Raw genomic sequence first — 12,798 nt, forward strand, 5'->3', positions numbered from 1 at the left:
CACTCACTAAGCCGCACGTTGGCGTGAGGGGGCGTGGCCGCATCTGATCGACCTGTCTAGCTTGACGGGTATGAAGGACACGGCCCCAACTCTCTCTTCTGTAAAACCCGCCGGACGCAAGTTTACCGGCACCGACCGTCGCGCGCCTTTGCGCGGCGGTCTGCAAGGGTGCGGGGAATATGGCGCAGGGCAGACGGCAGGCCGGTTCTACCCCATCGCCTGCGTCGCGCTTGAGGTCACCCAACGCTGTAATCTGGATTGCACACTGTGTTACCTCTCGGACCGGGCCGAGATGACCTATGACCCACCGCTGTCGGTTCTGTTTGCGCGTCTTGCCACAATTCACAGCCATTATGGTCCCGGTGTCTCGGTCCAGCTGACGGGGGGTGATCCGACCCTGCGAAAGGTGGAAGACCTAGAGGCACTGTGCCGTGAAATTCGCCGCCTGGGCATGCGGTCGTGCCTGATGACCAACGGCATTCGCGCCAGCCGGGCGTTTCTGACGCGGCTTGCGGCGGCGGGGTTGGATGACGTGGCTTTTCACGTCGACATGACGCAGGAACGCAAGGGGTTCAACAGCGAGACTGAGCTGAACGTTGTACGTCGAGCCTATATCCGGCACACGCGTGGGCTGGGCCTGCGGGTGTTGTTCAACACAACCGTTTTCGGCGGCAACTTCGATGAATTGCCTGCGCTGGCGCGGTTCATGCGAGACTGCCCCGAGGTCTCCTTTGTCTCGTTCCAGATGCAGGCCGATACCGGGCGCGGAGTGCTGCGCGAACGGCCCGACGCGATCACGCAGGAAAGCGTGATGGCCGCGGTTGAGGCCGGATATGGAACGCCTCTGCATTTCGACACGGCCGCCGTGGGCCATGCAAAATGCAATCGCTATGCAAGTGTTGTCACCGCAGGCGGACGGGCGGTTTCGCTTTTGTCCGCCAAGCGCCTGACGCACAAAGTGATCGCTGCGCTCAGCCGCGTCGATCAGTCGGCAGACGGCCATATCGACACCCGCGACAGCATCTGGCGCATGGTGAGGCGCAACCCGCTGTTGGCGCTGCGGGCCGGGCTACATCTGTTGGGTTGTGTGCTGCGGTTGGGTCGAGGGTTGTTGCAGGGTCCCGTCCGTCGGCAGTCAGTGTTTATCCACAATTTTATGGCCGCCGATGCGCTCGAAGAAGACCGCTGTGCGTCTTGCGTCTTCATGGTCGCCACTGCGAACGGGCCGATGTCCATGTGCGTTCAAAACGCGCAGCGTGACATGCATCTGGCCGCGCCAGACCGGGTTGACGGGCCGTCTGGACCAAGCTGGTGGAATGCCGCCGTTCCCCGCCTGTCGGGTGGACCCGATCTGCCGGATCTGAGCGATCCCGGGCTGGCCCCGCTCAAGCGGCTCAAGGGGCAGTTGCGGGCCACGCGCCGGAACCAAAAGGACGTATCATGAGAAAACTTCTGATCCTGCTGTTGCTTCCGGTTTTGACCGCATGCGCAAGTGTCGAGCGTTTGGCCTTGCCCGCCCCCGAGGCATTGCCAGGGCAGACCCTGACCAGATTTGCGTCCCCACCGGGCGAAAAGGTCGATCACCGCGATTGGACAGCTTTCCTGCACCGCTATGTTGTGACCGACGGCCAGGGCGTGAACCGGGTAACTTATGGGCAGGTGACACAGGCAGACAGGGCGCGCCTGGACGAATATCTGGTCGATCTGCAAGCCATTGACCCTGCGCGGCTGACACGTGATCAGCAACTGGCGTATTGGATCAACCTGTACAATACGTTGACGGTGGATGTGGTTCTTGAAAACTATCCCGTTTCTTCGATCCGCGACATCAAGAACGGACGATTTTCGATTGGGCCGTGGAATCAACCTCTGGCGCAGGTGGCCGGGCAGGAGTTGACCCTCAATGACATCGAACACCGCATTATCCGGCCCACATTCGGCGAACCGCGCATCCACTATGCGCTGAACTGTGCCGCTGTAGGTTGCCCCAACCTGATGGACCGCGCCTGGCAGGCCGAGACGTTAGAGCGCGATTTTGCCGCCGCCGAGCACGCCTATATCAACGACCCGCGTGGCGTGCAGTTCGACCAACGCGGCGGATTGATCCTGTCGAAGATCTTTATCTGGTTCCGTGAGGATTTCGGACCAAACGAAAAATCCGTGCTGGCCTATATCGCGACCGCAGCGGAACCCGAGCTGCGCGCCCGTCTTCAGCAGACGCCGCCCGTCAAAGCGTATCAGTATGACTGGGCTTTGAACGACGCGGCGGCTGGATCTTAATCAGCGGATTACAGCAACCCTTCGGCGCGCAGCAGTTCCTGCATGTTCGCCTCGGGGCGCGGGCCGATATGGCTGATGACCTCGCGGGCGCAGATATTGCCGATCTTGGCGCAGGTTTCGTGATCGCGGCCTGTCGCCATGCCAAACAGGAAGCCGGCGGCAAACTGATCGCCCGCACCGGTTGCGTCCACGGGCACGACTTTCTCGACCGGTACGTCGACGCGTTGCCCGTCGCTTAGAACAGTCACGCCGTCGCCGGAGCGGGTGCATACAACAAGCGGGCAGATCGCGGCGGTTTTGGCCAGCGCCTCTTCCAGATCGTCGGTTTCGAACAGGGATTTAATCTCGGCCTCGTTGCCGATGACGAAATCAAGTTCGTTTTCGATCAGCAGCAAGAAATCAACACGGTGGCGTTCCACGCAGAAGGGGTCCGAAATGGCGATACCCGCCTTGCCGCCACCCTTGTGGCACGCGCGCGCGGCCTCAAGAAACGCGGCCTTGCCCTTTTCCTTGTCGAACAAATAGCCCTCAAGGAACATGATCTGGCTGTTCCCGGCTACGGCATCTGACACGTCTTGCGACGACAGCTCTGAGGAAATCCCCAGATAGGTGTTCATCGACCGCTCACCGTCGGGCGAGACAAAGATCATCGAGCGCGACGTTGGCAGTTCGCCGCCCGGTACCGGAGGATTCACGAAATCAACGCCGTCCTCGTTCATCGCATCCGCATAGAACCGGCCCAGAGCGTCATCATGAACCCGCCCGATAAACGCTGAATCCAGCCCCAGCGCACCTGCGCCAGCGATCGTGTTGGCAACCGAACCACCCGGCGTCTGAACGCGGCCTTCCATCGAGGCATAGAGGACTTCGCCACGCTCCTGCTCAATCAGTTGCATGATGCCTTTTTCGATGCCCATCAGCTCCAGGAAACTGTCGTCGGCTTGGGAAATCACGTCCACAACAGCGTTTCCGATGCCGGTCAGTTGGTAGGTTTTCATAAGTTCTTGTCCTCAAATTCGCAGAGATCGCGGATGATGCAGGTGCCGCACATGGGTTTGCGCGCCTTGCAATGATAGCGGCCATGCAGGATCAGCCAGTGATGCGCATGCAGCTGAAAGTCGGTTGGGATATTGTCTTCGATGGCGCGTTCGACGGCGTCCACATTCTTGCCGGGGCAAATGCCGGTGCGATTGCCGACCCGGAAGATATGCGTGTCCACCGCCTGCGCCGGATATCGCCACCACATGTTCAACACCACATTGGCGGTCTTGCGGCCCACTCCTGGCAGTGACTGCAGGGCTGCGCGGGAATTGGGCACTTCGCCGCCATAATCGTCGACCAGAATACGGCTGAGTTTAATGACGTTCTTCGCCTTTTGCCGAAACAGGCCAATGGTCTTGATGTGTTCAATCAGACCTTCTTCGCCCAGATCCAACATCTTTTGCGGTGTGTCGGCGATCTTGAACAACGCACGGGTGGCCTTGTTCACGCCTAAATCGGTGGCCTGCGCAGACAGCGCCACAGCAACGACCAGAGTGTAGACGTTGACATGCTCAAGCTCTCCCTTGGGTTCGGGGTCGGCTTCCTGAAAGCGCGTAAAGATCTCGCGGATCCGGTGATATCCGAGTTGTTTTGCCATCCGCGTCTTAATGCCGTTCGGGGCGCGTCGATACAAGTCCAAAGCCAATGCGCAAGTTCCGGGTCGCGAGGGCGTAACCTGCGCGCTATGGTTTGATCAAGAATATGAGGTAATAGCCATGAACGTCCAGACACCGGAAAGCGGATACCACTACAACGTCATGCGCCGCGCGATCGACCTGATTGATCAGGGCGGCGAGGGCCTGAGCCTGGAAGAGCTAGCCCGCCAGATGGATATGAGCCCGGCGCATTTCCAGCGCCTGTTCTCGCGTTGGACCGGGGTGTCGCCGAAACGCTACCAGCAATATCTGACACTGGGCCACGCCAAGGCATTGTTGCGGGAACGGTTCACCACGTTGGAAACCGCACACAACGTCGGCCTGTCCGGCAGTGGCCGTCTGCACGATCTGTTCCTGAAATGGGAATCCATGAGCCCCGGCGAATACGCGCGCAGAGGCGTGGGGCTGACGATCTATTGGGGCTGGTTCGAATGCCCCTTTGGCCCGGCACTGGTCATGGGAACCGACAAGGGCATTTGCGGCATGGCTTTTGGTGCTGAAACCGGTGAAGAGGCCGCGATGGAGGATATGATCTCACGCTGGCCCAAGGCCAAGTTCATAGAAGATCCGATGCACCTGCGCCCTTGGGTTCTAAGCGCCTTTGGCGCAGCAAGCGACCGGCTGGAACCTACGCCGCTGTACCTTATTGGTTCGCCCCTGCAAATCAAGGTTTGGGAGGCGCTGATGCACATCCCGTCAGGCCAGGTCACCACCTATTCCGAGATCGCGCAGCGTGTGGGATCGCCACAAGCAGTGCGCGCCGTGGGTACTGCGGTTGGCCGCAACCCGGTCAGCTGGCTGATCCCGTGCCACCGGGCGCTACGCAAATCCGGTGGGCTGGGTGGCTATCACTGGGGCTTGCCGGTCAAACGCGCAATGCTGGCATTCGAGGCCGCTCAGGCCGACGCATAGTCACGTCAAAAACAAACTTTGCGCTGCTGCATCCTGTGATAGTGAGATTCTATGAAGCAGGACAGCAGGCAGATCACACAGACATTCGCGGCGTGGGCCATTCCGGTTTCAGTGGCGGTCTTGCTGCTGAAACTGCTGGCCTGGTGGGTAACGGGTTCGGTCGCCCTGCTCTCGGACGCCTTGGAATCAGTGGTGAATGTAGCGGCAGCTCTGCTTGCATTTTTTGCGGTGCGGATATCTGGCATGCCGCCAGACAAGAAACACCCGTTTGGGCATAAGAAAGCCGAGTACTTGTCGGCCGTGGCCGAAGGGACGCTGATTGTTCTGGCCGCACTGCTGATCATTCGTGAAGCTGTTTTCGCATTACCTGATCCGCATCTGGCCGGGGAACCGTTCCTGGGCATTGCCATAAATGTGGGCGCGACGTGCCTGAATGGTATCTGGGCGTTTCTGCTGTTGCGGGTTGGGCGACGAGAATCCTCGCCAGCGTTAGAGGCAAGCGGAAAGCACATTTTGACCGATCTTATGACCTCGGTCGGTGTTGTTGTCGGATTGCTGATTGCGATGGCGACAGGTTGGTTGATCCTTGATCCAATTATCGCGATTCTGGTGGCCGTCAATATTCTGTGGGAGGGGTGGAAGGTTATCCGCAGCTCGGTCGACGGGTTGATGGATGCTTCGCTGATCGACGGAGAATTGACGTCTGTCCGCGAAACAATCGAAGCCAATTTAGGCCCGGCGCTTGAGTATCATGATCTGCGCGGTCGCAGGTCAGCCAACATGATTTTCGTTGAGTTTCACCTTGTCGTCGACGGTGCCATGTCGGTCGCGGCCGCGCATGACATCTGCGACGATATCGAGGCGGCCCTGAACAGGAAGTTTCCGGGGTCAGTCTTTGTCATCCATCTGGAACCGGACAGCGAGTTGAAAAGTGCCAGCGCCTGATTGACAGATACACTCGCCGGTGCCAAAGGTTTCCTTCAGGTTTGGGTCCCCTGCCGTTCGCTGCCATTTGGCATTGGTGAAACCCGGTTGATGAACATCTGTTGCCCTTTTCTGGCGCGCGGATGGTAATGCGAACTCCGTCCTGACTTGGCGCCCGTTTAAGGAAACGAGGCAAGAAATGACACGTTCAAACAGTATTGCTCCACTTGAGGAGCTAAAAGCGCAGGCAAAACGACTGCGCGACAGGCTGCGCGGAGCGGGGGTTACGCTCTCGCATAGTGAATCGCTGGAATTGCTGGCGCATCAACATGGGGTGCGCGATTGGAATACGTTGCACGCAATGGCCGGAAATCGCATGCATTTGCGTGTTGGTGATCGCGTTGAAGGGTTCTATCTGGGGCAGCCGTTCAGGGCGGAGATCCGTGGTATGACCCTGTTGGGTGACGGGTCGCATCGGCGCGTTACCTTACACTTTGACACCCCCGTGGATGTCGTTCAATTCGACAGCTTCTCGGCCTATCGGCAACGCGTAACCGGTGAGATTGGCTGGGATGGCCGATCCACACGACATACCTCGGACGGCCAACCGCAACTGATCGTGCGACCCACGTAAAGAAAAGGGCGCGGCGGGTAACCACCGCCGCGCCCTTTTGTTAAGTTCTGGTCTGGCGTCACTCTGCCGCCCAGCCACCGACGGCTTTGACCTCAAGGAAGTCCTCCAACCCCCACAAGCCGCCTTCGCGCCCGTTGCCGGACTGTTTCATGCCGCCAAACGGTGATCCTGCACTGCGCGACTGGCCATTCATTTCGACCATGCCGGACCGCAGTACCCGCGCCATTCGATTTGCTCGCGCGCCGTCTTGTGTCTGAACGTAATTGGTCAGGCCGTATGGCGTGTCGTTGGCAATCTCGACCGCCTCTTCTTCGGTGTCGAAGGGGATCATGGTCAGGACGGGGCCAAAGATCTCTTCGCGCGCGATGTTCATCTGGTTATTGGCGTCGGCAAAGACGGTTGGACGTACATAATAGCCCTTGTTCAGCCCCTCGGGCCGACCGGTGCCGCCTGCTACCAGCCGGGCGCCTTCATCGATGCCCTTCTGGATCAGGTCCTGGATTTTGTTCCACTGCACCTCGTTCACGACGGGGCCGATATGGCGGCCTTCTTCCTGCGCGCTGCCCACGGAAACCATGCTGGCCACTTCAGCCGCCGTTTCCACGGCCTGATCGTAGATCGGGCGCTGCACCAGCATGCGGCTGGGCGCATTACAGCTTTGGCCGGTGTTGTTCATCATGTGCAGAACACCACGTTTGACGGCCTTTTCATCGGCATCGGCAAAGACCACGTTTGCACCCTTGCCGCCCAGCTCCAGATGTACCTTCTTCAAGGTGTCTGCAGCACTTTTCGAGATCGCGGTCCCGGCGCGGGTCGAGCCGGTAAAGCTGACCATATCCACATCCGGATGCGCGGAAAGCTGGGAACCGACGCCCACGCCATCGCCGTTCACCAGATTGAACACACCGGCGGGGAAGCCGGCCTCATCCATCATCTCGGCAAAGATCATCGCGTTCAGCGGGCTTTGTTCGGAGGGTTTCAGAACCATGGTGCAGCCTGCAATCGCCGCCGCGCCAACCTTGAGCGTGACTTGGTTCATCGGCCAGTTCCATGGCGTGATCAGGGCGGCAACACCGACGGCCTCATAGATGATCCTGTCATTGGGCGTGTGATCGCCCAGCGGGCGGTCGAATTGGAACGCTTTGGCTGCGCGCACAAAGTTCGCAAGGTGATACATGCCCGCGCCAGATTGCTGGGTGCGCGCCATGTCGATTGGCGCGCCCATCTCAAGTGACATCGCCTGTGCCAAATCCTCGGACCGGGATTGGTAAATCTCGATCAGTTTCTCGACCAGCGCGATGCGATCTTCGACCGGTGTGGCCATCCAGCCGGGCAGGGCGGCCTTTGCGGCAGCAACTGCGGCGTCTGTATCAGCTTGCGTGCCCAGTGAGATCACCGCGCAGGGTTCCTCGGTCGAGGGGTTGATCACCTCGAAATCTTTCGCTGCAGATGGGGCGACCCATGTTCCGTCAATGTAGAAATTGCGTTTCTCGATCATCACGTATCCTCCTGATCCCGTGGCCCGGATGGCGGGGATTTGCGCCACTCTGGCACCGGCATATCGGTGTGGCAAGGCGCAATTTGATCAAATTAATTTCCTCAAAAATGAATACCCTTTCAAGCAGCTAATGGTTTAACAATGGCGCAGAGTTATTAGGTTTCCAGCAACCGACTCGGTTTGTTTCACAAAAAAGGAGATGCCCCATGGGTTTGCGCATCAATGACACCGTTCCGAATTTCACTGCAGAGACGGATCAGGGCACTGTTCAGTTCCATGACTGGATCGGTGACAGCTGGGCGATCCTGTTCTCACACCCCAAGGATTTCACGCCGGTCTGCACTACCGAGTTCTCGGCCGTTGCACAGCTGAACGACGAATGGGCAGCCCGCAATACCAAGGTGATGGGCGTCTCAGTCGATGGTGTCGAGGACCACAAGAAGTGGAAGAAGGACATCGAGGCGTATGGCAACGCCAACCCCGGCTTTCCGATCATCGCCGACGACGGTCTGGCCGTGTCCAAGGCGTTCGACATGCTGCCCGCCGAGGCATACCTGCCCGATGGCCGCACGCCTGCCGACAGTGCAACCGTGCGTTCGGTGTTCATCATCGGCCCTGACAAACAGTTGAAACTGTCGATGACCTACCCGATGACCGTGGGCCGAAATTTTGCCGAAATCCTGCGCGCGCTGGATGGTCTGCAGATGAGTGCCAAGGGCGTGGCCACCCCCGCGAACTGGGTGCCGGGCGAAGACGTGATCATCCCGCCGGCCGTGTCGAATGATGAGGCAAAAGAAAAGTTCGGTGAGTTCGAAACCATCTTTCCGTACCTGCGTAAAACGAAAGCGCCGAGCTAAAACAAGTTCGGGCGGAGCTCAAAGCTCCGCCCGGTTCCAAAACACCTTTAAAGCCGCTTAAGCGGCGGATCTTTGAGGGTGCTGATACAGTTTCCGACGGTAGGCAGCGCGTTTGAACTCACGCGTTAGCTTGTCGGCCAGCGGCGGGCTTGCCTGTATGGTCGAACCGCCGATTTCTTGTGCGACTTCCTGATTGCCGCTTCCTTGCAAGGAAAGGATCGGCTGCCCAGTCACCCAGTGCATTTGCAGGAACGTGTCGACCGGTCGGTCAATCTGGTCGGTTACGGCAAGCAACCGCTCAGCCGCACGCCGCCCGACCACCTGGCAGACGCATTGCAAGCCAATGACTTTTGGCAGGATCAGACGCAATCCATTTTGCTTTATAAGCGTTCGTGCCGCATCCTCGCGTTGTTTCACGGGAATTCGGATATAGTGATCCGGGGTTGCAAGCGGATCCAGCATCTCTAACGCATAGGCCATACGACACGGATCTATGCGCAAATCATCCTCGGTAATGATAGCGCGGTCGATCTTTTCATCAACGAGCTTGCGCCAGATTCGCCGATGGCTCGCGAAAATTCCGATCTCCGCAGGGCGTAGCGGAAAAGGGTATCTGGGGCGATACAAATCGCCCGGAAACAATTGTACATCCGCGATTTGAGCGGGGTCCTTCCCATTGACGGCCTCGAACAGTTCCGCATCGGGCAGACTGGCACACAGCCTTTCGGCATTGGGTCGCCGCGCTGTGCTTGCTGTCATATGGATGACAAAAGTCCTCATGCCACAGTGCATAGAACACGATAACGAAAGGGGGAAGAGAAACCCGAAAGAAACACTTCCCCGTGATCCATCAGAAACCGTAACGCAGTCCGACATTGACGCTGAAGGCGTCGATATCATCCTCGACCGTACCCGTAGACGCACCGTTTGGTGCCAAACGTGCCGAGGATACGTCGAATGCGCGGGCATATCGGGTGTCCAGGGTCAGAGAGGTATTTGGGCTGATCTCATAGGCTACACCGGCAATAATTTGCGCAGCAAAGGTGGTGTCGGTGTCGTTAAGTTCAACGCCGGGCCCGTAGACAAAGTCCAGATCAGAATAGGTGGCACCCAGACCCAGACCGACATAGGGCGTGAAGGCCCCTGCCTGTTTGAAATCGACCAGCACATTGGCGAACAGCGATGTCTGCGACACGTCACCCGAAATGTTGCCTTCTGCGCCGGGTCCGTTGCCTGAAAAATTGACGCCATCCACGTCGTTGTCGCGGTAGGACAGCTCCAGCTCGATCCGGGTGCCAAACTGATCGTTCGACCACTGCGGGATCTCTTTGCCGACCGCGATGCCCAGCCCATAGCCGCCATCGAAATCGGTATCCACCGACTGCGACGATCCATTGATTGTGCCGCTAAAGTCGCTGTCCTGCAGCTGGCTGTACCCGGCAAAGCCCTGAAGATAGAGACCATCCGACAGGCTCTGCGCGGCCAGCGCGGACGCGCTGATCGTCAAAGCTGTCGATGCGAGAAGAAGACGCGTAACCATGACCATGTCCTTTGTTCCACATTTGTTATGGCGCACATGTGGGCAGTAGAGGCAGGAATGAAAGGCAACAGCCCTTCACTTCAATTCACAGGATATTGGGCACGTGTGAGTGAATAAGATCAGCACCAAGCTAACACTTTGGTTCACGTTCTATGTGGTCGAATTCGGCTTTTCAGAACTGTTTGTCAGCAAAGGTTCGGAAAGCAGCTCATCAATGAAGTAGCTCAGCAATTGCACGCGTCCCGTGACTCCTGCCTTGCGATACACCGCGGCGCATTGCGCTTTGACCGTGCCTTCTTTGGTTTGCCGCAATGTCGCGATGTCCGCAATGGACAGACCCTTGATAGACAACAGGGCAACGTCGCGCTCGGCATCACTCAGGTTCCACTCAGTGAATTGAGAGACAATGAGTTGAGCAAACGCGCCCTGCGCGACATTCAGCTGTCGCTGCATGTCGCGCACACGCCTGTTCTGGGACCTGATCAGTGCAATCGTCGCGGCAAGGCCGCCGATCAATGCCAGCGCCAGAACCAGTTCGAAACTATGCAGGTGGCGAAAGCCCGCGCTTTCCCCACCAGTCCAGTCCAACATCGCGTCGGTCACGAAAAAGGCGGCGCAGACGGCCTGCACCACCAGAAGGAGCCAAAGCAATGACGTTTGTGAAAGCTTCATGAGGCTCCTGAGAGTTTGTCGGGTCAGTCATCGTCCTTTTCGAGTTCGATGGCAGTTACCACGCCGTCGGTCTCGGACAGGACAAGTTCAGTTTCTACGCCATCCTTGATGAGTTCAACCTCGATCTCACCGTCTTCGAATTCGATCTCTTCAATCTGGTATCCCTGCGCCTCTAGGGTCGTGCGGATATCAGCCTCACTGGTGCCCAGTTTGTCGCCCAGTCCGACATTGGCCAGTGCAAGAACCGGCGCTGTTGCAATCAATCCGGTCAGTGTCAGCAGTTTCAAGGTTTCCATTTTACATCTCCTTTTTGTGTCTCGGTGACGGGATGGAACTGGGGGCAAGCCGAGTGCGCTGCGATTGGCTTTTGGTTGAAACGCAGGGAATTGGACCAAGGTTTATCCCGGAAAATGCGGATTCAGGTCGCCTGGTTCTGCATTTGCCCGAATTGTGCTAGGGTTATGCGGGGGAAATCTACAGGCATTTAAACACGGCGTCGGGCGTTCAGACTGTGTAAAACAGGAGAAGACGATGGAATTCACAGATTGGTACGTTGAAGGCGAAGCATTCGGGAACTGCAATTGCGGCTATGCCTGCCCTTGCCAGTTCGAAGAATTACCAACCCATGGAAATTGCCGCGGCTTTGAGGTGCTTGAGGTTTCCAAAGGGCATTTTGGCGACACCGACCTTGCTGGCACAAAAGCTGCGCTGATCTACGCCTGGCCCGGCCCGATCTTTGAGGGCGGCGGCCAGATGCAGGTGATCATCGACCCAAGCGCCTCGGACGCGCAACGGGCCGCATTGGAAAAGGTCTTTCACGGTGAAGAGACCGAGGAAATGGCAACCCACTGGCATGTCTTCCGCACGATGTGCGACACCGTTCACGAGACCCTGTATGTGCCGATTGATTTTGAGATGGACATGGATGGGCGCACCGCCAAAGTCTCAATCGGTGAGGTGCTGAGCTCAACCGGCCGTCCCATCGAGGCCCCACATGGTGGTGGCCCGCATCGTGTACGGATCGACATTCCCGGTGGTATAGAATTCACCCTGGCCGAGATTGGCAGTGCATCGACCAAGGCAGATGCGGCGATCAAACTGGATTTGAACGACAGTTATGGGCAGTGGCATGTGATGAAACACGGGCCGTCTGGCGTGGCGCACTGACGTTCTGGGTATTTGACTTGTCAGCAAGGATCAGGCTGCAGCGGCTTCACCGGTCAGATGTTCGCTTTGGCCAGCTTCGTTCTTTTCCAAGCTTGGCTTAATCGGCCGCACGCGATCATAGATGATGTGGAACAGGTAGGTGTAAACCGTATAAGTCAGTGTCAGACCGACATTGAGCGCAAGCGCTGATCCCAGAGAATGCCCACCAACCATCATCAAAAGTGGGCAGGTGATCATGACTGCCGTAACCTCATGCAATGTGGCATGAAGAACGCGCACCGATTGGGGGCGTTTGCAGGCCAGCCGGGCCGTTTTGTCCCGCTCAATCAGATCAAAAATAGTATTGAAGAACGGGCACCAGATCATGATCACAATCGACAGCATGGCGATCATAGCGAACCCGTGCACCATCGATGCGCCGGTCAAATAAGCGTATACGGGTGAGACAAATGCGATCCCGATCAGCTCGAAGCTGCCGGTCTGGATGACGCGTTCCTTGAAGGTCCTCAGGGTCATGTCACGCCTTTCAAAACACAGGATCACGGTTCAGCCGAGCGGATTGCCCGGCTGCTGAAATACGGGTGGTCTTAAGGGATGGATTGCTTCCCTAGCGTAAC

Annotated in this window: 15 protein-coding genes; 7 read left to right on the forward strand and 8 right to left on the reverse strand. The window is 57.9% G+C overall.

Annotation, left to right across the window (positions count from 1 at the left end):
• Positions 1-70: 70 nt before the first annotated feature.
• Complete coding sequence (locus AC2FI8_RS04065; RefSeq protein WP_496777296.1) at positions 71-1,444, forward strand: radical SAM protein; 1,374 nt, start codon at positions 71-73, stop codon at positions 1,442-1,444.
• On the forward strand, positions 1,441-2,280 hold the full coding sequence (locus AC2FI8_RS04070; RefSeq protein WP_496777298.1) for a DUF547 domain-containing protein: 840 nt from the start codon (positions 1,441-1,443) through the stop codon (positions 2,278-2,280). Before AC2FI8_RS04065 ends, AC2FI8_RS04070 begins: the two co-directional genes overlap by 4 nt.
• Before the next feature lie 8 nt (positions 2,281-2,288).
• Here the strand turns inward: AC2FI8_RS04070 and AC2FI8_RS04075 are convergent, their stop codons facing one another.
• Together AC2FI8_RS04075 and nth are read right to left on the reverse strand one after the other, a co-directional pair.
• Positions 2,289-3,278, reverse strand: a complete 990-nt coding sequence (locus AC2FI8_RS04075) for an adenosine kinase (protein ID WP_496765496.1) — start codon at positions 3,276-3,278, stop codon at positions 2,289-2,291.
• Positions 3,275-3,919 (reverse strand): endonuclease III, encoded by a 645-nt coding sequence (gene nth / locus AC2FI8_RS04080; RefSeq protein WP_496777300.1) that lies wholly within the window; start codon positions 3,917-3,919, stop codon positions 3,275-3,277. Before nth ends, AC2FI8_RS04075 begins: the two co-directional genes overlap by 4 nt.
• 118 nt (positions 3,920-4,037) lie before the next feature.
• On the opposite strand from nth, the gene AC2FI8_RS04085 reads away from it, so the two are divergent.
• From AC2FI8_RS04085 to AC2FI8_RS04095, 3 genes are all read left to right on the forward strand, one after another.
• Entirely contained in the window at positions 4,038-4,889 is an 852-nt protein-coding gene (locus AC2FI8_RS04085) for a methylated-DNA--[protein]-cysteine S-methyltransferase (RefSeq protein ID WP_496777302.1), read from the forward strand.
• A 51-nt stretch (positions 4,890-4,940) separates the two neighbouring features.
• Positions 4,941-5,834 (forward strand): cation diffusion facilitator family transporter, encoded by an 894-nt coding sequence (locus tag AC2FI8_RS04090; RefSeq protein WP_496739556.1) that lies wholly within the window; start codon positions 4,941-4,943, stop codon positions 5,832-5,834.
• Positions 5,835-6,012: 178 nt separating this feature from the next.
• Positions 6,013-6,447: a glyoxalase superfamily protein gene (locus tag AC2FI8_RS04095; protein WP_496765489.1), complete on the forward strand. Its 435-nt coding sequence runs from the start codon at positions 6,013-6,015 to the stop codon at positions 6,445-6,447.
• A gap of 58 nt (positions 6,448-6,505) precedes the next feature.
• On the opposite strand, the gene AC2FI8_RS04100 is transcribed toward AC2FI8_RS04095, so the two are convergent.
• Positions 6,506-7,945 carry an aldehyde dehydrogenase family protein gene (locus AC2FI8_RS04100; RefSeq protein WP_496777304.1) on the reverse strand — a complete coding sequence of 480 codons (1,440 nt, stop codon included), beginning with the start codon at positions 7,943-7,945 and terminating at the stop codon, positions 6,506-6,508.
• Between the two features lie 206 nt (positions 7,946-8,151).
• On the opposite strand from AC2FI8_RS04100, the gene AC2FI8_RS04105 reads away from it, so the two are divergent.
• Positions 8,152-8,802, forward strand: coding sequence for a peroxiredoxin (locus tag AC2FI8_RS04105; protein WP_058274981.1), 651 nt, complete (start codon positions 8,152-8,154; stop codon positions 8,800-8,802).
• 57 nt (positions 8,803-8,859) lie between these two features.
• Here the strand turns inward: AC2FI8_RS04105 and AC2FI8_RS04110 are convergent, their stop codons facing one another.
• The 4 genes from AC2FI8_RS04110 to AC2FI8_RS04125 form a co-directional block, all read right to left on the reverse strand.
• Positions 8,860-9,594: a glycosyltransferase family 25 protein gene (locus AC2FI8_RS04110; protein ID WP_496777306.1), complete on the reverse strand. Its 735-nt coding sequence runs from the start codon at positions 9,592-9,594 to the stop codon at positions 8,860-8,862.
• A 58-nt stretch (positions 9,595-9,652) separates the two neighbouring features.
• On the reverse strand, positions 9,653-10,342 hold the full coding sequence (locus AC2FI8_RS04115; protein WP_496734978.1) for an outer membrane protein: 690 nt from the start codon (positions 10,340-10,342) through the stop codon (positions 9,653-9,655).
• 150 nt (positions 10,343-10,492) lie between these two features.
• A complete protein-coding gene (locus AC2FI8_RS04120; protein WP_496734976.1) occupies positions 10,493-11,014 on the reverse strand; it encodes a helix-turn-helix transcriptional regulator in 522 nt (173 codons plus the stop codon).
• A gap of 23 nt (positions 11,015-11,037) precedes the next feature.
• Positions 11,038-11,310: a PepSY domain-containing protein gene (locus AC2FI8_RS04125; RefSeq protein WP_282119574.1), complete on the reverse strand. Its 273-nt coding sequence runs from the start codon at positions 11,308-11,310 to the stop codon at positions 11,038-11,040.
• A 235-nt stretch (positions 11,311-11,545) separates the two neighbouring features.
• Between AC2FI8_RS04125 and AC2FI8_RS04130 the strand changes: the two genes are divergently transcribed.
• Positions 11,546-12,181, forward strand: coding sequence for a DUF1326 domain-containing protein (locus AC2FI8_RS04130; protein WP_496734973.1), 636 nt, complete (start codon positions 11,546-11,548; stop codon positions 12,179-12,181).
• A 30-nt stretch (positions 12,182-12,211) separates the two neighbouring features.
• Here the strand turns inward: AC2FI8_RS04130 and AC2FI8_RS04135 are convergent, their stop codons facing one another.
• Positions 12,212-12,697 (reverse strand): PACE efflux transporter, encoded by a 486-nt coding sequence (locus AC2FI8_RS04135; protein ID WP_496765472.1) that lies wholly within the window; start codon positions 12,695-12,697, stop codon positions 12,212-12,214.
• Between the last annotated feature and the right edge of the window lie 101 nt (positions 12,698-12,798).

The sequence above is a fragment of the Ruegeria sp. CDSB029 genome (genome assembly GCF_059611125.1).